Origin of the sequence: Caulobacter sp. Root1472 (assembly GCF_001426985.1) — a bacterium.
Classification (GTDB): domain Bacteria; phylum Pseudomonadota; class Alphaproteobacteria; order Caulobacterales; family Caulobacteraceae; genus Caulobacter; species Caulobacter rhizosphaerae.
The window spans coordinates 75,629-96,351 of sequence record NZ_LMFX01000050.1; the positions used below are offsets into that span (position 1 = coordinate 75,629).

Annotated in this window: 18 protein-coding genes; 6 read left to right on the forward strand and 12 right to left on the reverse strand. The window is 66.0% G+C overall.

Going from position 1 to position 20,723, the window contains the following annotated elements; translation table 11 throughout:
- Positions 1–134: 134 nt before the first annotated feature.
- A complete protein-coding gene (locus tag ASD47_RS24075; protein WP_056762217.1) occupies positions 135–1,205 on the reverse strand; it encodes a glycosyltransferase family 4 protein in 1,071 nt (356 codons plus the stop codon).
- 59 nt (positions 1,206–1,264) lie between these two features.
- On the reverse strand, positions 1,265–2,437 hold the full coding sequence (locus ASD47_RS24080; protein ID WP_056762219.1) for an acyltransferase: 1,173 nt from the start codon (positions 2,435–2,437) through the stop codon (positions 1,265–1,267).
- A 272-nt stretch (positions 2,438–2,709) separates the two neighbouring features.
- Here ASD47_RS24080 and ASD47_RS24085 point away from each other — a divergent pair, with 272 nt between their 5' ends.
- Positions 2,710–3,438: a polysaccharide lyase gene (locus tag ASD47_RS24085; protein ID WP_056762221.1), complete on the forward strand. Its 729-nt coding sequence runs from the start codon at positions 2,710–2,712 to the stop codon at positions 3,436–3,438.
- A 71-nt stretch (positions 3,439–3,509) separates the two neighbouring features.
- A complete protein-coding gene (locus tag ASD47_RS24090) occupies positions 3,510–4,553 on the forward strand; it encodes a glycosyltransferase family 2 protein (protein ID WP_056762223.1) in 1,044 nt (347 codons plus the stop codon).
- A gap of 11 nt (positions 4,554–4,564) precedes the next feature.
- Here the strand turns inward: ASD47_RS24090 and ASD47_RS24095 are convergent, their stop codons facing one another.
- From ASD47_RS24095 to ASD47_RS24120, 6 genes are all read right to left on the reverse strand, one after another.
- A complete protein-coding gene (locus ASD47_RS24095) occupies positions 4,565–6,004 on the reverse strand; it encodes an oligosaccharide flippase family protein (protein WP_056762225.1) in 1,440 nt (479 codons plus the stop codon).
- Positions 6,005–6,096: 92 nt separating this feature from the next.
- Entirely contained in the window at positions 6,097–7,113 is a 1,017-nt protein-coding gene (locus ASD47_RS24100; RefSeq protein ID WP_056762227.1) for a glycosyltransferase family 2 protein, read from the reverse strand.
- On the reverse strand, positions 7,110–8,372 hold the full coding sequence (locus tag ASD47_RS24105) for a hypothetical protein (protein ID WP_156402400.1): 1,263 nt from the start codon (positions 8,370–8,372) through the stop codon (positions 7,110–7,112). The genes ASD47_RS24100 and ASD47_RS24105 overlap by 4 nt, the downstream gene beginning before the upstream one ends.
- Before the next feature lie 73 nt (positions 8,373–8,445).
- Positions 8,446–9,768, reverse strand: a complete 1,323-nt coding sequence (locus ASD47_RS24110) for an O-antigen ligase (RefSeq protein ID WP_056762232.1) — start codon at positions 9,766–9,768, stop codon at positions 8,446–8,448.
- Between the two features lie 174 nt (positions 9,769–9,942).
- Positions 9,943–11,127 (reverse strand): glycosyltransferase family 4 protein, encoded by a 1,185-nt coding sequence (locus ASD47_RS24115; RefSeq protein WP_369800335.1) that lies wholly within the window; start codon positions 11,125–11,127, stop codon positions 9,943–9,945.
- Between the two features lie 52 nt (positions 11,128–11,179).
- Positions 11,180–11,902, reverse strand: a complete 723-nt coding sequence (locus ASD47_RS24120; protein WP_056762237.1) for a WecB/TagA/CpsF family glycosyltransferase — start codon at positions 11,900–11,902, stop codon at positions 11,180–11,182.
- 285 nt (positions 11,903–12,187) lie between these two features.
- Between ASD47_RS24120 and ASD47_RS26885 the strand changes: the two genes are divergently transcribed.
- Positions 12,188–12,385: a hypothetical protein gene (locus tag ASD47_RS26885; RefSeq protein ID WP_156402402.1), complete on the forward strand. Its 198-nt coding sequence runs from the start codon at positions 12,188–12,190 to the stop codon at positions 12,383–12,385.
- A gap of 48 nt (positions 12,386–12,433) precedes the next feature.
- Here the strand turns inward: ASD47_RS26885 and ASD47_RS24125 are convergent, their stop codons facing one another.
- From ASD47_RS24125 to ASD47_RS24140, 4 genes are all read right to left on the reverse strand, one after another.
- On the reverse strand, positions 12,434–13,786 hold the full coding sequence (locus ASD47_RS24125; protein WP_156402403.1) for an O-antigen ligase: 1,353 nt from the start codon (positions 13,784–13,786) through the stop codon (positions 12,434–12,436).
- 10 nt (positions 13,787–13,796) lie between these two features.
- Positions 13,797–15,086 (reverse strand): outer membrane beta-barrel protein, encoded by a 1,290-nt coding sequence (locus ASD47_RS24130; RefSeq protein WP_056762385.1) that lies wholly within the window; start codon positions 15,084–15,086, stop codon positions 13,797–13,799.
- A gap of 83 nt (positions 15,087–15,169) precedes the next feature.
- Entirely contained in the window at positions 15,170–15,646 is a 477-nt protein-coding gene (locus ASD47_RS24135) for a hypothetical protein (RefSeq protein WP_156402404.1), read from the reverse strand.
- Between the two features lie 191 nt (positions 15,647–15,837).
- Positions 15,838–16,419 carry a hypothetical protein gene (locus tag ASD47_RS24140; protein WP_056762243.1) on the reverse strand — a complete coding sequence of 194 codons (582 nt, stop codon included), beginning with the start codon at positions 16,417–16,419 and terminating at the stop codon, positions 15,838–15,840.
- A gap of 207 nt (positions 16,420–16,626) precedes the next feature.
- Here ASD47_RS24140 and ASD47_RS24145 point away from each other — a divergent pair, with 207 nt between their 5' ends.
- The 3 genes from ASD47_RS24145 to ASD47_RS24155 all read left to right on the forward strand — a co-directional run bounded on the left by ASD47_RS24145 (position 16,627) and on the right by ASD47_RS24155 (position 20,705).
- Positions 16,627–17,220, forward strand: coding sequence for a polysaccharide biosynthesis/export family protein (locus tag ASD47_RS24145; RefSeq protein ID WP_056762245.1), 594 nt, complete (start codon positions 16,627–16,629; stop codon positions 17,218–17,220).
- A 122-nt stretch (positions 17,221–17,342) separates the two neighbouring features.
- A complete protein-coding gene (locus tag ASD47_RS24150) occupies positions 17,343–18,185 on the forward strand; it encodes a metallophosphoesterase family protein (RefSeq protein WP_164468876.1) in 843 nt (280 codons plus the stop codon).
- Between the two features lie 90 nt (positions 18,186–18,275).
- Positions 18,276–20,705, forward strand: coding sequence for an EAL domain-containing protein (locus tag ASD47_RS24155; protein WP_156402405.1), 2,430 nt, complete (start codon positions 18,276–18,278; stop codon positions 20,703–20,705).
- Positions 20,706–20,723: the final 18 nt, after the last annotated feature.

Sequence of the window (20,723 nt, forward strand, 5' to 3'; positions counted from 1 at the left end):
AGGCAAGGCGTGAAAGGCCCTGCGGCGCACGCAGCCCCCGCTTGGCGCGCGGGCGAGGCGGAAATCGCACGCGGCCGCCCGCCGCTTGAGCGCGACGCCGCCGACGCGAAGTCCAGCCTGGGCGGCCGCGGTCGTCACAGCGACCTGTAGAGCTCAGCGAACCGCTCGGCGCAGGCCGCAACGGAAAAATGCGCTTCGAACCGCCGCAATCCCGCCTGGCCGTAGGCCGCGCGTCGCTCGGGCGACTGGATCAGGGCGGCCAGGGCCTGGGCCAGTTGCGCCACGTCGTCGGGCTCGACCAGCAAGCCGGTCTCGCCGTCAAGGACCTGCTGGGGAATGCCGCCGATCCGGGTGGACACGACGGGAAGACCGCGGGCCATGGCTTCCAGGATCGCCACGGGCTGGTTCTCGGCGCGGGAGGGCAGGACCAGCAGGTCGGCGCCCCGCAGCACCTTGTCGGCGCCCGCCTCGTCCACCCAGCCTGGAAAGTCGATCCGGTCGAGCACGCCCGCGCGCTCGGCGTGGGCGCGGGCCGTCTCCAGGTCGCCGTTGCCGCCGATCGTGACGGCGAAGGTCAGGCCGTCGGCCTTCAGCTGGGCCAGGGCGTCGATCAGGACGTCCACGCCCTTGCGATGGCCCACCTCGCCCAGGAAGGCGATCGCCGGAACAGCGTTGGGCGCCCGCGCGACGGCGGGAGCGGCCGGCACGCCGTTGGGGATCTCGACCACCTTGGCCGGCGGCAGCCGCAGCTCGGTCAGCATGAACCGTCTCCAGTGGTCGCCCAGAGCCACGACCGCGTCGGCCCGCGCGAAAAACGCCCGAACGGCGGCCTGATGCTTGACCGTCAGATCGGCGTAGAACTCGTCATAGCCGCTGCCGTGCAGGTGCAGGACCGTCCGCATGCCCAACGCCTTGGCCACGGCCTGGTAGAGCTGCTTGCGCAAGGTCGATCCGCGCGGCGCGACGTTGAGGTGCGCCACGTCGATGCGTCCGACCCCGCATTTCACGGCGAAGGCGGCCAGAGCGAACGGGGCGGTGAGGTGCTTGAGCACGGCGTTGTCGCTGTAGCGCGAGCGATAGACGTGCGTCTCGATATCGGGGATGTGCGCTTGGATATGGCGCGTCAGATAGGCCGTCACGCGCACGATCCCGCCGCGGCCCGAAAGGCCTTCGGGAATGACGATCGCAACTCGTTTCTTTTTCACCGGGGCGTCCGTGCTTTGGCCAGGGCGTGTCTTCGGCGGAGGGGGCGCCAACAGCTGACCTATTGCTGGCTTTGCCCGGGCGGCCGCGGGGTCGTCAAGGACAAGCCTGCGTTCGGGGCTGGGGCCAGCGCCAGCGCAGCCTCCGCCGCCACGGTTGGAGGTTGGCTCCCGCGACCCAAGGTGGACAGGCGCCTGAGCAGCCACTTCTCGACGGTCAAGTGGATGACCAGGGCCGTCGCCACCGCCACGAGCGCAAGGATCACGAACATCGCTTCGGCTGACAGGGGCAGGCGCTTCAGAAGGCGCAAGGCCAGGGAAGCCAGCGGCTGGTGGATCAGATAGAGGACGTAGGACGATCCGCCGGCCGCCTTCCAGAATCCCGGCGCGGGCATGGTCCAGGTGGCCTCCAGCCGCACCAGGCCGCTAATCAGCGCCGCCGCGCCCAGCAACAGCCCGATCATGCCGAACGGACCCAGGATGTCGACGTCGTGCGATGCGCTCCGGCCGAAGGTCCACTCGATCGCGCAAAGCAATGCCAGGAGGCCGCCGCCCAGGCCGATCAGCGGCCAGGGCCGCGAGCCGCCGGACGTGTTGACGGTGGCCGCCACGATCATGCCCAGACCGAAGCCCAGGTTCAGCGTGCTGGCGACCACCGACCAGGATCCCATCCAGGGCACGGTGTCGATCCCGGCGGCCAGGGCGTAGAGTCCGGCGGCCATGCTGATCGCGATCCAGACGCCGATCGCCCAGAACGCCTTGGGGCCGAACCACAGGGACAGGGCGAACAGGGCGTAGAACACCATCTCGTGTCGCAGCGTCCAGGAAATCGACAAAATTGCGTCGGCGTGGGGCAGCAGCAGCAGGTCGGCGGCGACGCCCAGCGGCGTCACCTCGCGCTGGCCGGCCATTGACGGGCTGACCAGAAAGGCCAGCAGCATGGCCAAGGAAATGGCCAGGAACATCGGAAACAGACGCACGGCCCGTTTTACGACGAACCGGCCCACCGCGCCGGCCTGTCCCAAATCGGCGCGGTGGACATGATAGATGATGAAGCCGCTCAGCACGAAGAAGTAGGGGACGCCGACGTGCCCAGGCCGAAAGATGTCGCCAAAGACCGTCACGCCCCGAAAGTTGGCGATCACGCCAGTGTAGTGGAACAACATGACCCCCAGAGCGGCGAAAAAGCGCCCAGCCTCCAGGGAGATCAATTTGTTGCCGTCGGAGCGCGCCATGATAGGTCTCTAATCCCTCATCCAAGCTTGGCAGTTATTGCCCGATCAGCCGGCGACGCTCTTTTTTGAGATCGTATATGGTAAAGTCGTTCGTTGTCGCGGTTAGCGCCGGGTTCGACGAAGTTCCGATAGGGACAGTTCACGCTCATTTTCAGGCGAGGCCCATGTCCGACTTCAAGACTCATGCCGCCGAACCCAAGCGGCGACGCAGATGGATCGCAGGGATTTTGGGCGGGAGCTTGGCTCTGGGCTCGATTGTCGGGGCGGCGGCGATGTCCACGCAGGAAGGACGGGAGGTCGTCGTCGAGGCGGCTGACGCGCTCAAGTCGGTGCCGCGTCACCTGCGCACCGAAAGCAATCCGGACCTGATCCGCGCTGAGAACCCGCGCTTTCAGGTGCAGAATGCCGGGCAGCCGTGGAACTATGTCGTCAAGGGCTCATCAGCGCGCTTCGAGGTTCGCCCTGGCGACAGCCTGCCCGGCGACGGCAAGATCAAGGAACGTTCTGAGATCGCCACCTCCCTGCGGATGAAGCGGGACAGACCCTACGAGATCGCCTTCAACCTGATGATCGAGCCCGGCCCGCCGAACACGGCCAGTTGGATGACCCTCAGCCAGATCCAGTCCACGCCCGATCCGGGCGAGCCGGGGCACAGCCCGCCGTTCGCGATCGAGATGGTCGGCGAGCGCATGCGGATCATCACCCGCGACGATCCCAATCGCCTCGCCAGCCGCGAGACCACCACCTACCACGCCCACTACACCGATGAGCGGCCGATCAAGCGCGGCCACTGGTACCGGATGCGCATCCGGGTGAAGTTCGGACCATCCGGCGACGGCTTCCTGCAAGTCTTCCGCGACGGCCGTCGACTGGTCGACTATCAAGGCCCCCTGGGCTTTGAGGACATCGTCGGTCCATACTGGAAGGAAGGCGTCTACAGGGCTTCGGCCAGGGAGCCTTTCGCCGCCAATTTCAAGAACCTGAGCATCAAGCCGCGCTAGGCGCGCCCGGCGGGGGCGGGGGGCGTCGCATCGAAGACGAGGTGGAAGGCCGAAATGACGGTGAAGTTCGCGTGACGCAAAGCCAAGCCAATCCCCGGGCCGCCGTGATCATCCTCAATTGGCGGGCGGCCGCCGACACCGTCCAGTGCGCGTTGAGCGCTGCGGCATTGGACCACGAGAACTTGGACATCATCGTCTGCGACAACGCTTCGGGCGATGGTTCCTTCGAGGCGATCGGGGCAAGCCTGGCCGAGCAACTCCCTACGATCAACCAGCACCGCGTCGCTCGCGGCATGCGACCTTTCGTCCAAGGGGCGCTTGAGGCCTCGACCCTGGCCACGCCTCCGCACGTTGACGATGCGAGTCGCCGACTGTGGGTGGTCCAGACCGGCCGCAACGGCGGCTATGCTGCAGGCAACAATGTCGGCGCCCGCCTGGCCCTGGCCGAACCCGACGTGGAGTACGTATGGATCCTGAACAACGACACCCGGGTTGAACCAGACGCCATGACCAGGCTGCTGGAGCGCATGGCCCAGGACCCGGCCATCGGCATCTGCGGCGCCAAGGTGGTCTATCTTGAGAACCCCGATCGCGTGCAGTCGCTGGGCGGCGGCCGGTTCCTGCGCGGCCGGGCCCGCTGCGAACTGATCGGCATGGGCTCGTCCGCCCAGACGCCAGTCGACGCCGGCGCGGTCGAGGCGACGCTCAGCTACGTCAATGGCGCGGCGGCTCTGGTCCGGCGAACCCTGATCGAGACCGTCGGCTATATGGACGAGGGCTACTTCCTCTATTGGGAGGAGATTGACTGGGCGGTCCGAGCCGCGGGCCGATTCCGGCTGGGCTATTGCGACGCGGCCAAGGTCTATCACCGGGTCGGCATGTCGATCGGCACCAGCGATGATGGGCAGTCTTCGATGCTCTCGGAATTTTACCTGACGCGCAGCAAGTTCCGCTTCCTGCGCCGCCACCATCCCGGACTCCTGCTCCTGGCCCTGCCTAACCTCGGCCGCGCGGTCGTTCGCGAGCTCCTCGCCGGCCGACCAGCCCGTGCACGCAACCTGCTCGTCGCCGCCGTGGGCGGCCGCTTGCAGCCAAGCGCCGCCGCGCGGGGCTGACGTCGAGATCCCTACCCAGGCTTGAACCGCTTAAGGAGGCGGCTGGCTTCTTGGACGAGGGGGTGACGGCAAAGGATCAGAGCGACCGCCCAGAAGGCCATCCCGAGCACCACTGAGATCGCCACCTGCCAAAGGGGTACAGCCGGATCGCCGTGCACCGCCAGCATCAGGCCGCCGGCCGGCGCGATCGCCGCGAGGGCCAGCAGTAGAGACCGGCCATAGATCGGGATGACGTCGGCGGTCGTGGTGTCCGTCAGCCGGGCCAGCGGCGGGCGGTACAGGATGATCGCGGTGGCCGCGTCGACGATCCGGGCGGCGGCGGCCCCTAGCACGCCCCCCGCCATCGCTCCGCCGGTGAAATAGGCCAGGCTAAGTCCCGCCCGGCGATACTCGATGTTCACCTGGAGCTTGGTCTCGTCACGGATGACGAAGACCTCCCAGGTCATGGTCACGCAGGTGAGCAGGACCCCGGCCAAGGCGAGCAGGGAGAGCAGGGGCGCGGCGCCTGCCCATTTGGGACCGTAGAGCAGGTGCACCAGCGGTCCGGAGAGCACCGCGACGCCGGCGAACACCGGCCAGAGCAGCGCGGTCATATTGGCCAGGATGCCCAGATAGGCCTCGCGAAGCGAGCCCGCCTTGCGTTGCTGCTCGGCGAGATCGGCGAAGACGACCTTGGTGAAAACCGTATGGATGTTGTCCCACAGCACGCTGTGCAGCGTGCCGGCCCGGGAGAACAGGCCCAAGGCGCCAAGGCCCAGCAGACGTCCCAGGATCAGTTCGCCCAGCCGGGTCGACAGCGTGTTGACCCCGCCGATCGCCATCATGCGCAGGCCAAAGGTCACTACCTTACGCCAGCGCGCCAGGCTGAGCCGCAAAGCGATGTGCTGGTGACCAAAGACGTTGACGATCACCACGGCGGCGACCGCTCCAGCCAGATTGCCCCACGCCATGCTCATATAGCTGTGGCCCGCCAGAACCCCGAGGATTGTGACGCCGGACGCCACCGTCGCCTTGCTGGCTGAGACGATCGCGATTTTGGAGAACTGCAAGTCTCGCTGCAGCAGACCTGAAGGGCGCAGTTCGAAGATGCTGACCAGCGGGGCGACGGCGATCAGGGCCATGACCGATCCGACGCCCGGCTCGGCATAGATGCGGGCCGCCACGAAGCTGGCCAGGAAGACCAGCAGCGCCAGCAGCCCGTTCAGCGCGGCGTTGATCGTGAACGCCGTGTCGATCAAGGCTTCGTCGAGTTCCGTCTCGCGAACCAGAAGGCTGAGCAAGCCAAACGTCTGGAGCGTGGCCAGAAGGCCGTTGGTTGAAAGGGCCACGGCATAGACGCCCACCTCGTAGGGCGACAGCAGCCGAGTGACCACGACCTGGGTGCCAAACTGCAGGCCGAAAAACAGCACCTGCGCCCCGGCGCTCCAAACCAGGTTGCGCCTAATGGACATGGCGCGGATGCTCTGGATGTGGAACGGGGGGGAATTTGGTCGCCGGCGGGCTGATGGAACGAGCTCGCCGAGTTGAAGCTGGCGAGACCTTGCTAATCATGCGGGCGAGCGAACGTGGACAGGGTGACCGCCTGGAGGGGACGCGTGGGTGCGACCCGTCGCCGGCAGAAGCCAATGATCAGGCCGAAGGCGGCGACGTTCCAAGAGACCAGGGAATAGAGGCCCAAGCTGAGCGAGCCGCGTCGCCAGATCAGCAGCACCAGCGGAGCCAGCAGTAAGATCGCGAACAGAGCCAGCCTCGTGATCGCTGGAAGGGGCCAAGCCAGGGTCGCGACGAGCAGGGCCCACCAGGCCATGACCGCCACGCCGTTACGAAGGTGGCTCAGCCGACCTAGTACGATCGGCAGATGCGGCCGGCCCAGCGAGCCGCGCAGGACTTCACCCGAGGCGCCCGCGTAGCCCGACTTCAGGCGGCGCCACAGCATCCTGTAACCTTCGGTCTGGTGGCCGTAGTGCTCCACGGCCAGATGATCGATCTTGGCCAGTTTCCACCCGCGGCTGGTGAGCCGCGCGGCCAGGTCGAATTCTTCGAAGGCGCGCAGATTGCGGTCGGCGAAATAACCGACATCGCGGATGGCTGAAACCCGATACAATCCGCCGCCGTCCAGGCGGTCGACCAGACCCGGCCGCCAGTTGCGGTCGCTGTTCACGGTCATCGCCCGGATCTTGAAGTCGTGGCCCTCGGTGTTCATTTCACGGACCCGGCCGCCCACCGCCGCCAGCTCCGGCGAGGCCTCCAGATGAGCGATCGCGGCCGGCAGGAAGTCCGGGTGGAGCACCATGTCGCCGTCCATGAGGTAGAAATAGTCGCCGTCGGCCTGCTGAAACGCCAGTTGCGCGCCCGCGCCGCAGGAGCGTTGGGAAGGATCGGCCAGCTGCACGACCCGGACCGGCAAGGCCGAGGCGATCTCCACAGTTCGGTCCGTCGATCCGGAATCCGCCAGAACCACCTCGCCCCCGAAGGGCTCGGCCGCGCGCAGGGCGCTCGTCAGGGTTTCGGCTATGCGCTGCTCCTCGTTCAACGCCTTGACGCCAATGGTCAGTTTCATGGCCGTGACCCCGTCTCGAGGGGCGGGTTCGGGACGGTCGCTTGCCATCGGCTCTTTGCTCGCCAGATCCACGCCGCGACCACCGCCTCGCCCAGGAGCACGCCGACCAGTGAATAGAGCGGCCCGCCGATCAGCAGGAACCCAGCGACGCCGACGATCGACACGCCGCACGAGACCATGCTGGCGTGAGCCAGCGGCTTGAACTGTCCGGCGGCCTGAAGCAGGACGCTTTCTGGCGTCCGCAACGTCCGCACGCCGGCGATCGCCAGCCACAGCAGGGTGCCGATCACCAGGTAGTGTCGGTCGTAGTCCTTGGGGAACAGCGCGCCTGGCGCGTAGCGCATCATCACCAGGGCGACCACCACCGTCGCTATCCAGGCGATGGCCAGCATGGCCCGGAAGAATCGCACCGTGGCGAAGGTCTCCTGGTGGCGATCTTCCGCCAGTTGCCGCGCCATCTGAGGCCGTTCAAATTCCGTAAGGGCGTTGGTGGTGACGCTGATCGGGCGCATGAGCAGGGCGCTCGCTGCGAGCGGCGCGAAGGCGGTCGCGCCGCTGATCAGGGTCACGATATAGGCGTGGGCGTTGGCGGTGGCTTCCGTGGTCAGCACGCCGGTAAGAGACCAGCCCGAATGTTCGCGCCAGACCTTGGCGTAGAGCGGCACGGCCCGAGGGCTGACCTCGAGGAATTGCCGCTTCAGGTACCGCGGGCCAAACGGGAGCAGACTTAGCAGGGCGCCCACGAATAGGCCCGCGTAGGGCGCCAGGATTGAAGTGCTGTGCGACAGCGACACCAGGCCGACGCTGCTCAGCAGGGTGAGGCTGTAGACAAGGTCTGAAATCGTCGTCAGCCATTGCTTTCCCATCGCATAGGCATAGGCGCGCGCGAACCAGCGCAGCAGCATCAACATGGCGTAGCCGGCGAAAAGCAGGCTCGCCGTGGCGTCGGTGCGCAACAGCAGGCCAATCGTCGCGAAAATCGCAAAAGCCACGACTGACAGCGCCAGGCTGGTGGACATCAGGCAGCGGCGCATGACCTGGTCGCGGTCTTCGTCCCGTGACAGCAGGATCGGCATGGGCGCGCAGAACAAAGCGCTCCAAAGGCCAGTGCTAAGCTGGGAGGCCACCAATAGAAACGAAAACGTCCCGAACGCGCCGGGATCCAGAACGTGCAGCAATTGTACGGAGAGGACGAACTGTGATCCGGCCGTCCCCACCGGACCCGCCGCGGCCAGGCCATAGCGCAAGGTCTTCCACACCAGCCGCGCCAGGGGCGATCGGTCCGGTCTCACGGATGCAGAGGAACCGGCGGCCATGGCTTGAGAAGCCGGTTCAAGCACGGGTCGGCGATTTTAGGTGCGCCGACGAAGCGCCGCGCCGTTCGGACGAGGACGGACGCACCGGCTTGGAGGAACGTCGCAAGACCACGCCTGTAAGCGCGATAGTGATCATGAGGAACACCTCGATGATGGTGTCTCGATCGAGCAGACTGGATTCGGTCATGTTATGGCCGGCGCAGAAGACCAGAAGGGCCGCGGGTAGGGCGACTTGGGCGCGCGCGGTCGTGTTGGCGCCCAGCAGCCTGCCCGCGGGCGCCAATATCGAGGCGACAACGGCCAGGACCAGGCCCGGAATGCCGATCTGCACCAGCAGGTCCAGGTAACCGTTGTGCCCGTTTCCGAGCTGGCTGACCCAGTTTCTCGTGTACTGGTACACCGGACTATCTTCACCGATGTTCCAGAACGACCCATAGCCGGAGCCGGTAAAGGGGTGGTCTTCGGCGAACGCGATCAGGTGCGGCCAGATCTGCACTCGGCCGGTCAGCGCGTCCTTACGGGAAAAGGGGCCAAGCATCTCGTCCCACCATGTCATCGTACTGAGCATGACGACGATGCTGACGATGGTGAGAACCGGTATCAGAGCGATCCGATACTTGGGATTGAAGCGTAGGGCGATCAGGCCGCAAGCGGCGGCGGTCACCAACATGCCCATCGATGTCTTGGATTGGGTTCGAAAGAGATAGTAGGCGGCCCCGGCGATCACGCCGAGTCGGACGGCCAGCCACATCCGCTGGCCGCCAAACGCGAAGACCAGTATCGTCAGCGCGCAGATCGCACCGGTGAAGTTCTTTTGCGGCAGTAGCCCGCGCCAGTCGCCGACCAGCCCTGCGTCCATCGAGTCGGTGAGGCCATGTATGGCTGACGGCCACACGGCGATTGCGATGTAGTTGGCCACGAGCAGCCCGGCCAGGAAGATCATGGTCGTCTTGATCGTGCGATCGTAGCCGCAGTCGTCAATCACCATGAAGATCGTCCAGATGATGATCGTGGTCAGCAGGAGGCGTCTGGCGCCGATGAGCGGATCGATCGCCCAGGTCAGGCTGATCCAACACCACGCGACCGTCAGCATCAGGGTGATTGGAACGGTCGTCAGCTTGGCGCGCTGCTTTAAGGCTCCGACCGCCCAAATGGTAAGCCCGAACAGAACGATGTAGCTGGATTGGCGGAAGAGGTTGCCGTCGCCGGTCATCTGCCCGCCGCTGGTGATGATCGGCGCGACCACCATCAGGGTCAGGAGTACGAACAGAATATAGACCGACGGGATCAGGAAAGGCCGTGGTCCCGCGCTGCGGCGCCGCTCACCGGTTTCGGCCATGGTCACGCCCTCGTTCCTTTGTTGTATTCAAGGTCCCGCTCGCCTTTGCGCCGTCTTGACGCGAGCCGACTGGCGCGGGCCCCTCTAGAACAGAGGCCGCGCCAAGAGGCAATACGAAGGCGCGTTCGCCCCCTGCAGCGGCGGCGCGACGCTCCAAATCGCAGCGTCCAGAGTTCATGCCCGATCCAGAAGGCCTTCATAGGCTGTGATCATGGTGTCGTAGGCGGCGGCGGCTCCCAGGGCCGCGGCGCGCGATGCGGCGGCGGCGTAATGATCTGGGTCGTCCAGCAGGTGAAGGATCTCCCGCGCCAGCGCCCGGTCGTCGTGCACGCCCGCCACCGCCCCGCAGAGCGCGCCGTCGGGCGCGGAAATGCCCTCGATCTGCACCTGGGCGTCGGACACGACCAGCGGCAAGCCAAGCTTGGCGGCTTCGATCAAGGCCAGGCTATGGCCCTCGAACAGGCTCGGTTGAACGAAGACATCGCCGCCGGCCAAGATGTTCAGCGCTTCCTTTCGAGGGTGGAAACCCAGGAATTCAACCCGTTCGGCGACGCCGAGCTCGCGGGCCAGCGCCTTCAGGGCCGCCTCATCGGGCCCTTCGCCGACGATCCGGATCGTGACGTCGGGCATATGCACCGCAGCGCGGATCAACACCGGATAATTCTTTTGGTAAGCCAGGCGGCCGATCGCGACCACTTGCCGCCCCGCCGCCCGATCCCGGAACCGTTGGCCGGCCAGCCCAGCGATCTGGGCCTCGACCTCAAGCGGCAGGGCGTTCTTGATCGTCAGAAGCTTGGCGCGATAGGCCGCCAGCTTGCCGGCGTGGCTGCGCTGTACTGTTTCGGAAACGCCCACGATGCGCACCACCGCGCCCAGCGATCCGGTCAGGCCGTCGAGCAGGTTGAGGGCCGGATTGTAGGTGTTCGAGGGGGTGTGGTGCGAGGTGACGACGTGCACCGGCCGTCTGGCGAGCAGGGCGGCGATCGGCGCTAAGACATTGGCGGCCGGCAAGGCGGTGAACACCACGTCGGCCTCAAAAGCGTCGAACAGGCGGGCCAGACGATGCGCCATCGCCAGTTTCGCGCCGAACGATGAGGGCTTGCGCTCCAGGGCGTAGGTCCACGGCGTGTTGGGGGCGGTGTTCTGAGCCGTATCGCCAGGATAGAGCGCCGCCAGCATGACAGCGTGGCCTCGCAGCCTTAGGCCCTCGGCGAGGTTGGCCCAAATCTCTTGGGCGCCGCCGGGCGTAGAGTGCGACACTAGGAAGATGGCCCGGTGAGGTGTCGGATTGGCCGCGCGAACCGATGAGGTCGCCGACCCTCCAGCGCCTTCCGTTCTCGTAGCGGAGTCGATCGTCACCAGCGTGGTTCTCTCGAAAGGGTTGCCAAGGGGAGGTTTCGCGCTGTGACGTTCACGGCGTCTTGGCGTTCTCCAGGACTGGCGCGCGATCGGACGTCTGGGTCGCCAGATAGAACAGCGCCGGAAGATTGGTCCTGAAATACCGTCCGCCCAGCCGTAGGGGTTCGTTGATCGTCCGGTGCAGCCACTCCAAGCCGATGACTTGCATCCACTGGGGCGCACGTTTGAACTTGCCCGAATAGTGGTCGAACATTCCGCCGCAGGTCCGAATCCAGCCGATGCCCAAAAGGCGCTCGCGATTCCGATGGGCGAAGGCTTCCTGCAACGGACTGCCAAGCCCGACCCACATCACGTCTGTCTTCAGGGCCACGACCTCCGCGCAGATCTCCGGCTCGTCTGCCTGGGTGAAGTAGCCGTTACGGACGCCGACGATCTCAAGGTCTGGATAGAGGTCGCGGAAATGTTGGGCGGCCTTTTCGGCGACGCCGGGCTTGGCGCCGAGAAAATAGAATTTCAAACCCTCGCGGGCGGCGACTTGCGCGGCGTCGTTGATGAAGTCGGTCGTGGCCACCCGTTCGCGCAGGGGTTCGGCGCAGAGCAGCTGGGTGGCCATCACCAGCGGCATGCCGTCGGCGTCGACGATGTCGGCCGCCAGGATCAGGTCGCGAAACTCGGCGTTGCGGTGGAAATCGGCGATGACCGCGCCGTTCGAAGACACGACGATGCGTGGATAGCCCTTCTTCCCCGCCCGCGCCGCGCGGATGTCTTCGAGCATCACGGCCGCGAGTTCCGCGCGAGTTAGGCGCGTGGTGGGAACTCCGCCCACCAGGAGCGTGCGCAACGTCCCCGACCTATCTGGCATGCAGTTCGCCAATCCTGAACAGACTCAACGCCATGACCTTGGTCGATATCCTTTGCGTCCGCTCGAAGGCCGCATTTTTCTGTTCGGATACGGCTCTGACGCGACATCGCCAAGACAGAGCGGGTGAAATTAAAAGCCTCGTGAGACCAGCACGCCCTAGACGGCGATCCCGGATCTACATGTCCGAAACCTCGCCCCATGCACAAGCGTATCGTGTGGTTTTTTGAGCGTCCTTTTGGTCTCGATCATTTTTTGGCGCCTCAAGACACCCGGCGCGCTTGCGGCGCGCTGGGCGGACCTTGGTTGAATTTTCAAGCTCAAGACTTTGGCCAAGCTTTGCAGGGGCTGGACGTTATTCGCGTCAAGGTCCGCCAAGCAGCGTCCATCAGGTGCTAGATTCCGAAATCAACCCTGCCAGCAAATGGTTAAGCCTTAGCTGCGGAACTAGCTTCGCCATTGGGTGAAGGCGAACTGCAGGCCCAGCAGAAAGGCCCAGGACGCCGCGATGGACGGGACTTCCAGTGCGTAGTCGGTAATTCCGTGAAGCAGGATCACCGCGCTGGAGGCCACCAGGCCCCGGGCCAGCGTCTTACCGGAGCGCATCTTCGGAACGTGCAGGGCGGAGATCAGCGTGATCGCGGCCACTAGGGCGAACATGGGCAAGGACCCGGCGACACCGGCTTCCTCCAGCCATTGAATGTAGACGTTGTGAGCGGCCCGGATCGACCACAGAACCGAATAGTTCTCCGTCGTCAGAGCCTGGCCGTTGACGTCGTTGAACGATCCAAGCCCGTGTCCGAAGATTGGCGAGACCAGGAACGCGCGCCAGTGGGTCGAGAAGATCAGGCCGCGGATCGTGGCGTCGGAATTCAGCTCGTCCACCCGCGTCCACATGGGGATCGACGCGCCAGCGACGATCGCCAGCGCCGCCGCGGCCAGAAGGATGTCGCGTGGACGAACGGTTATGCGGACCTTGCGCTGGGAGGCGAGGTCCCAGGCCAAGAAGATCAGAATCGACGCGCCAGTGGCGGCCATGCCCATGCGAGAGGCGGTCAGGACCAGGCAGATGGCGATGAAGAGGAGGCTTCCGGCCGGCGTGGCGAGCTTGCGCAGCCGGTCGCCTTGATCCAGCCGGGCTGTCCTTCGCAACTGCCGAACGAGAAACGCGGTGGAGATGACCGCCAGCACGCCAAAGACCGTGGCGCCGCTGTTGGCGCTCAGAAAGCCCCCCGACAGGCGCCCGCGGACCTGAAGGCCCGCCAGGAAGAAGGCGATCGACAATGCGGCGTAGACTCCGCCTAGTAGCGTGATCCATTCGATGGTCGTGCGGGCCCGCTCACCGCGCGCTCCATGAACACAGCCCACGCCGAAGATGCAGGCCAGGCCGCAGAGCTTGACGATCTCAAGCCAGGTCGCCGACCGATTGATCGACAGGACCCCCGGCAGGTCCGCCAACCGCCAAACAGGCGCGGAAGCCGGCGAGGCCGGCAGGTAGAGCGTCAACAAGGCGACGGCCAAAACGGTCGCGAACAGCCCCAGCACAGGCCAGACGAATCCGAGTTCGGCCAGTTCATCCCGGACGCGTGGCCGCGTCAGCACGACGCACAGCGCCAACGCCAACGCCAAGGAGAAGCCCTGGGCCATCGCCGTCTGGTTCGCGCCCGCCCCAAGATGGGTCAGGTAGAGCGCGCCAGGCGTCACGGCCAGGGTCAGCCGCCGCCACCGTGTCTCCGCCGAGGCGGGCGCGCGCGGAATCACAAGGCGCCGGTGGCGACGCCGCGCTTGCCGGGGGGGCATGGCCAGTTCGTTAGAGCTGAGTCGTCAGCGAAAGGACAACCCGGTTGACCGTGTAGCTGGGACCGCTGGCGGCTCCATCGGAGGATTGCTTGGTGCGGTAGTAGCGCACGGCAAGGCCGATATTGCGATTGACCAGATAGTTTCCGCCGAGCCCGAATTGGGTGCGGTTATCTTCGCGGTCAATGCCGTTGTACTCGTCGTTCGCGTGCTTGACGCTGGCGCTCAGGATAACATTGCGCAGCAGTTCATGATCGACGCTCAGGCCAAAGTCGGTGGACAGAAAACCGCCCGCGCCGGCGACGCCGGCGTCTTCGATGCCGCGCGACGCGGTGGCCGTTACGGTGGTGAGTTCGGTCGGGAACCACTCGACCTGGGTGCGCGAGCCAAAGCCGTGAATGTCGCCGTACACGGCGTTGTCGAACGATTGGCTGATGTAGCCGACCGCCACTTCGCCGCGGACGACCGCGCCCAGCTCGAAGTTGACGCCGGTGAGCAGCTCATAGCCCTTGGAGTCCCGCGATGGCGTGGCGACGGTGCTGGTATCGTAGTTGCGCTTGTTGCCCGTGGCCGCGACGAAGAGCGCGGTGGCCGGGCTGACGGCGTAGTCCACGCGGCCCTGCAGGCTGGTGTTGACGCGGTCGCGCGCGTCCTGATCGATGACGACGCCGTTCAGGTCGAAACCGTCCTTGTAGTCGTAGGACTGGATGTCGGCGCGGGTCATCAGCTTGGTGCGCCCCACGATCCGGGTGGCCGACGCATACGCCTGAGCCTGATCATACCTAATGGGCTCGCGAGCCGAAACCGCCGTGTTCGACGAGGTGCGCGGCTCGATCGCCTTGATGTAGTCCGCGCCCGCTGCGATGTTGAACTCGCGCAGCACATCAATGCGGCCGGTGCCGCCGATGCTCCAGTTGTTGGCGTTTTCGGTGTGGTACTTCTCGTTGCGAATGAAGTCGCCGCGGACGTAAGCGGTCAACTGATGCCGCGACCAGTTGGAATTGAGGGTCGCCGACGGCCGGGCGTGGAACGCCCAGTCGCTGACCGGCCCGTTCTCGACGGCGAAGACGTTGTCGCTGTTTTCGTTGTCGAGCTGAAGGCGTGGAAACACCGCGAATGCGCCAATCGAGGTGCCAAGCGCTTCATACTCAGGGTGCGGCCGTTCCAGGACCGCGACGCTGCGGTCCCGCGCGAACAGATCAGGGGTGCGAGCCTGGGCCGAATCGAGCGCCTGGCCGAACGAGGTCGTCGGACAGGCGCTCGCCGCGACGGCGAGAATGAAACAGGCCTTGGCGGCGTTCATCTTGATGTCAGTCGCCCGCATGCGGCCAAGTCCCTCGTTCCGGTCAGTCACTATTGCACCCTCGATCAGTTTTTTGTCGGCCGTTAGGCCGCGCGGTAGTCCGAACCGCCGCCGCCGCCCGTGCCGCCCGGAGCCGAGATCGGCGGACCGCCGGTAGGGCCGATCGCGCCGGGGCCTTCCTGCACCTTGATGGCCGCCTGAACCTTGGCCAGCACCTCGGCGATGGCGGCGGCGATCGCGGGGGTCAGGGTTCCCGCGGCCTGCATGTTGGTCAAGGTAAGCTGCAACGCGCTCACCGCCGTGAGCGGCTCGACGCCGCTGGTGGCGATGGTCTGCTCCAGGGCGGTCACGATGACGGCCTGGGTCGCATCGGCCGGTAGCGACTTCGACTGAGCACTGGCTTCGGCGGCCAGCGCCGCGATCGCCAGGGCCGACGCCAGCGGGCCGGGATCCGGCGTCGGCGCTTGGGCGACAGCAATAAGCGGCGAGACTGCGAAGCCCATCGCCGCGGTGGCCGCCATCGCACGCATCGCGATGGCCACGAATGTGTTTCTGTTCATTCCAAAGTCCCCCTAGCCGCGAAGCTCAGTTCGCGGCTCGTCGGCCCACCAGCAAAGGTGGCGCCAATCCCCTCTCGATAGTTGTAAGCCCGACTGCCGCAAAACGTGTAAAATCACGACCTGGGCGTTTACTATAACTTCAAAACGAGCGCAACATCCATGCGCAAGTAGAGAATATGAAGAACAATCGACTATTCTGCCGCTTTTGCGAGCATGCCATGATCTCTCAGCGCCTCGTTGTGACCTGAGCGCTCGACCAAAGCAGCCGCCCATCGCCCGGCTGGATTGTGGATGGCGCGGACAATATCGGGGCCGCCACTGTGATAACGGGCGAAATTCCTCATTTCATCCACCGCCCGCGTTCTCAAGGCCGGCGTCATTTCGGACCAGTGTTCGAAAATGAAACGCAGGCGCCAGCGCGTGACGTCCGGACCGAACGGCGCGGCCCGGTAGGATTTGTCGATATAGTCGAGGGCCTGGGCGTCCAGCGTCCGGGTTCCAAGCTGCCGCACATAGGCGCGCCGCAACCAGGCGTTCGCCGCGGCCGGCGCCTGCGCCAGCGCCGCCTGACTTTCCCAGTCGGCCTTGATGGTCTGCGGGTATTGCGCCAGGAGCGCCTGGTCCGCGCGCATCTCGTGGACGGGGGCGAGGTCGGGGCTGATCGTGTTGGGCCACATCAACCCTGCGGTGGTGACCGCCGCGCCGCCCGCAGCCGCAATCGCCAGACCGGCGATGGCGGCCGTTTTCAATGTCCTGCGCGTCATCCACGCCATCCCGGGCCTCTTCGTCGGTCGTTGCGTCGGCATCTGCGTCGCGCAATATTGCTACTCTATTATGATCGCGGGCTGGCGACGGCGAGCAATTCATATTGCGGACGCGGCCGTGCAGCCCAGCCCCTTGCTAAAGTCGGGCCTGTCTGCTTTTGAACAAGCTATCGCCACACCGCTATGGTTTCGACGGTCGGAAAAAGGATTTCGATAATGCGGCACTTCTTGCGTCTCTGCGCCATGAGCCTTGTTGTGGCCTTCGGAGGCGTCGCTTGCGCCCAGACACCCGCGGCCCCAGCGGCGACGGTTTCGGCCGCCGCCAGCCCGGACGCCACCGTCCGGACGGTGCCGGAATATCGGCTGGGCGTGGCCGACAAGGTGCGGGTCAATGTTTTCGGCGAGGAAGCGCTCACCGGTGAGTTTCTGGTCGGCGGCGGCGGCAAGGTCTCGCTGCCCTTGATCGGCGAGGTGCAGGCGGCCGGTCTGACGATCTCGCAATTCCAGCAAGAGATCAGCAACGAGCTTCGCAAAGGCTATATCAAGGAGCCGCGCGTCAGCGCCGAGGTCCTGAACTATCGCCCCTTCTACATCCTGGGCGAGGTGAACAAGCCTGGCGAATATCCCTACACTAACAATCTGACCGTCCTGAACGCGGTGGCCACGGCCGAGGGCTTCACCTACCGCGCCAACAAGCGCTCGGTCTTCATCAAGCGCGCCGAGGATCCGGCCGAGCAGTCCTATCCTCTGACGCCCCTGACCAAGGTCGCGCCCGGCGACACCATTCGGATCGGCGAGCGTTATTTCTGAGTTTTCAACATTTTAATTTTGGATCGTTACCCTTGCTCCGCACCAACGTCCCGCCCCGTCATGCGCCTGGTCGCTGTCGGGGCGAGCGCGTCTCGATGGGGTCATGACGAATTGGATAGGGGATGATCGGTAACTGGTTAGCGCGTCGCAAATCGTCGAACGCCGGCCCGATCGCCAGCGTGCCGCCGGACACGCTGGTGTGGACGGTCGGCGACGTCCACGGACGGCTCGATCTTCTGCGCCCCCTGCTCAGCGCTGTCCTCGAAGATTTCGCCCGCAGCGCCCAGACGCGCAAGGTGCTGATCTTCCTTGGCGACTATGTGGACCGCGGCCCCGACTCCCAGGGGGTGATCGAGCTGCTGTGCCGTCTGGCTGACGGCGGCCCTGTGGAAACCATCTTCCTGCGCGGCAACCACGAAGACCGGATGGCGGCCTTTCTTGAGGATCCCGGCATCGGCCCGACCTGGTGCGACTATGGCGGGCGCGAGGCGCTTCGGTCGTACGGCGTGACGGCGCCGGCCGATCGCGCCGACAAGGACGCCTGGGCCGCCGCCTCGGCCGACTTCAACGCCGCCGTCAGCGATCGTCACCGAGCCTTTCTGCGTGACCTGAAGCTCAGCGCCAGCGTTGGCGATTATTTCTTCGTGCACGCCGGCGCGCGGCCTGGCGTGCCGCTGGGCCAGCAGTCCAGCCACGACATGATGTGGATCCGGCAGTCCTTCCTGGACGACAGCCGCGCCTTCGAGAAGATCATCGTGCACGGCCACACCCCGACCGACGACATCCAGTCCGACCACCGTCGCATTGGCCTGGACACCGGGGCCTACGCCACGGGCGTGCTGACCGCCGTGCGTCTCGAAGGCGAGGAGCGCGCGGCGCTGCAGACCGCCATGACCGGTTCGGGGGTGGAGCTCTGGCGCAGCGAGATCGAGACGACCAAGGGCGCCAAACGCTCGGCGCGATAACGACAGACAAGGCCGGCGGCCCGTAGCGCAAGCCGAAACCCTTTTTTTGCATCTTGTCCGCTACAGGTTGCCGGTAACGCCCCGGGGGACCTGCGCTTGCTCAAGGTTTTGACCTGCCTGACGACGGAGCATGATCTGCGCCTGGTGGTGGTCGCCGGCGTGATCTGCTTTGCCGCGTGCTTCACGGCCTTTCGCCTCTATTCCCGGATGCGCGGGGCCAGGGGCGTGGTGCGGGCCGCCTGGTTGCTGCTGACCGGATTGGTGTCGGGGTCGGGCGTGTGGGCCACCCACTTTATCGCCATGGTCGCCTACAGCCCCGGCCTGAAAACCGGCTACAGCCCCGCGGGCACCTTGCTGTCGCTGATGATCGCGGTGCTGTTCATGGCCGGCGGTTTCGCGGTGGCTTCGGCCCAGCGCTCGCGCACCAATGACCTTGCTGGCGGCCTGATCCTGGGCGTGGGCGTGGCCGCCATGCATTATACCGGCATGTCCGCCTTCGTGACCCAGGGCTTCGTGCAGTGGGAGCAGGCGACGATCGCCGCCTCGGTGCTGGCCGGCGTCGTCGGGGCGGCGGGCGCCCTGCAGTTGGCGGGACGTGCGCGCAGCTTGCTCAGGCAGCTAGGCGGCGGACTGCTCCTCACGCTGGGGATCTGCGCCCTGCACTTCATCGGCATGGGCGCGATCACCATCGTGCCCGACCCGTCGATCGACGTGCCCGACCAGATGCTGTCGGGCGGCGTGCTGACCCTGGCCGTAAGCTCGATCACCGGCATGATCATCCTGGGCGGCCTGGGCGCGGTGGCCATCGAATCCTCCACCAGCCGCTCGGCCCTGGACCGTATCCGCCGCCTGGCCAACGCCGCCTATGAGGGCATCGTCGTCGTCCAGGACGGCCGCATCAACGACGCCAACGCGGCGTTCTGCCAACTGGTCGGCCTGGAGCTGGACGCCCTGCTGCGCGCGCCGCTGTCGGATCTGCTGACCCTGGACAGCACCGCATCGATCCGCGAGGGCGAGCGGCGCGAGGGCTTGCTGCAACCCGCCGACGGCGGTCGCGCCATTCCGGTCGAAGTGTTCTCGCGCCTGATGGACGACGGCGCCCGACGCGAAACCTCGGGCCTGACCGTGCTGGCGGTGCGAGACCTGCGCGAGCGTCGCTCGGCCGAGGAAAAGATCCGCTACCTGGCCGAGCACGACGGCCTGACCGGCCTGCCCAACCGCAATTCGCTGCAGACCCGCCTGGCCGCGGCCCTGGACCGCGTCGAGGCGTCGGGCGAGAGCCTGTCGCTGATCTGCATCGACCTGGACCATTTCAAGGAAGCCAACGACCTGCACGGCCACTTGGCCGGCGACGCCCTGCTGGTCGAGGCCGCGCGCCGGCTGCAGGACAGCCTGACGGCCCCATCCTTCGCCGCTCGCCTCGGCGGCGACGAGTTCATCGTCGTCCAGGTGGCCGCTGGCGACCAGCCCGCGGCGGCCGCCGAACTGGCCGGCAGGCTGCTGGAGGCCCTGTCGGCGCCGGCCGTCCATGAAGGCCGGGAGCTGGCCATGGGCGCTAGCCTGGGCGTCTCGCTGTTCCCGCACGACGGCCGCACGGCCGAGGCGCTGCTGGCCAACGCCGACATGGCGCTGTATCGCGCCAAGGAAGGCGGCCGCGGCGCCTATCGTTTCTTCAAGCGGGAAATGGACGAGACGATCCGCGAACGCCGAACCTTGGCCCGCGAGCTGCGCCAGGCGATCCTCGATGAGGCGCTGGTGGTCCATTACCAGCCGTTGGCCAGGGCCGCCGACGGCGAAGTCTGCGGTTTCGAAGCCCTGGTGCGCTGGAACCATCCGACCCGGGGCATGGTCCCGCCGCTGGAGTTCATCCCCGTCGCCGAGGAGAACGGCCTGATCGCTCAATTGGGCGAATGGGTCCTGCGCCGGGCTTGCGCGGACGCGGCCAGTTGGGAGCGCCCGCTGCGCATCGCGGTGAACCTGTCGCCGCTGCAGCTGAACCAGCCGAACCTGCCCATCCTCGTGCATGAAGTCCTGGTTCAGACCGGCTTGTCCCCCAAGCGATTGGAGCTCGAGGTCACCGAGAGCGCCCTGTTCAAGGACTATCAGCGGGCGCTCGACAATCTGCGCCGGCTCAAGGCCCTGGGCGTGCGCATCGCCATGGACGACTTCGGCACTGGGTTCTCGTCGCTGTCGACCCTGCAGTCGTTCCCGTTCGACAAGATCAAGATCGACAAGAGCTTCGTGGAGAACATCCATCGTCACGACCGCGCGACGGTGATCGTTCGCGCCGTGCTGGGCCTGGGCCGCAGCCTGGACATCCCGTGCGTGGCCGAGGGGGTGGAAACCCAGGAACAGATCGACTTCCTGCGGGGGGAGGACTGCGCCGAACTGCAGGGCTACGCCATCGGCCGGCCGGCTGCGGTCGACACCCTGTCCGCCTGGACCCTGGCGAGCAATGCCGCGGCAAGTCCGCCTTCCGTGGTGGCGGACGAGAAGGCGCGCAGGCGGAAACGCGCCTGATCCTGGAATTGGGTCTCA

Coding starts and splice junctions, on each gene's coding strand:
- ASD47_RS24100 (WP_056762227.1), bottom strand. CDS start 7,113: ATGAAACTGACCATTGGCGTCAAGGCGTTGAACGAGGAGCAGCGCATA.
- ASD47_RS24085 (WP_056762221.1), top strand. CDS start 2,710: ATGTCCACGCAGGAAGGACGGGAGGTCGTCGTCGAGGCGGCTGACGCG.
- ASD47_RS24080 (WP_056762219.1), bottom strand. CDS start 2,437: ATGGCGCGCTCCGACGGCAACAAATTGATCTCCCTGGAGGCTGGGCGC.
- ASD47_RS24110 (WP_056762232.1), bottom strand. CDS start 9,768: ATGGCCGAAACCGGTGAGCGGCGCCGCAGCGCGGGACCACGGCCTTTC.
- ASD47_RS24150 (WP_164468876.1), top strand. CDS start 17,343: ATGATCGGTAACTGGTTAGCGCGTCGCAAATCGTCGAACGCCGGCCCG.
- ASD47_RS24095 (WP_056762225.1), bottom strand. CDS start 6,004: ATGTCCATTAGGCGCAACCTGGTTTGGAGCGCCGGGGCGCAGGTGCTG.
- ASD47_RS24145 (WP_056762245.1), top strand. CDS start 16,627: ATGCGGCACTTCTTGCGTCTCTGCGCCATGAGCCTTGTTGTGGCCTTC.
- ASD47_RS24125 (WP_156402403.1), bottom strand. CDS start 13,786: ATGCCCCCCCGGCAAGCGCGGCGTCGCCACCGGCGCCTTGTGATTCCG.
- ASD47_RS24140 (WP_056762243.1), bottom strand. CDS start 16,419: ATGGCGTGGATGACGCGCAGGACATTGAAAACGGCCGCCATCGCCGGT.
- ASD47_RS24130 (WP_056762385.1), bottom strand. CDS start 15,086: ATGAACGCCGCCAAGGCCTGTTTCATTCTCGCCGTCGCGGCGAGCGCC.
- ASD47_RS26885 (WP_156402402.1), top strand. CDS start 12,188: ATGCACAAGCGTATCGTGTGGTTTTTTGAGCGTCCTTTTGGTCTCGAT.
- ASD47_RS24120 (WP_056762237.1), bottom strand. CDS start 11,902: ATGCTCGAAGACATCCGCGCGGCGCGGGCGGGGAAGAAGGGCTATCCA.
- ASD47_RS24135 (WP_156402404.1), bottom strand. CDS start 15,646: ATGAACAGAAACACATTCGTGGCCATCGCGATGCGTGCGATGGCGGCC.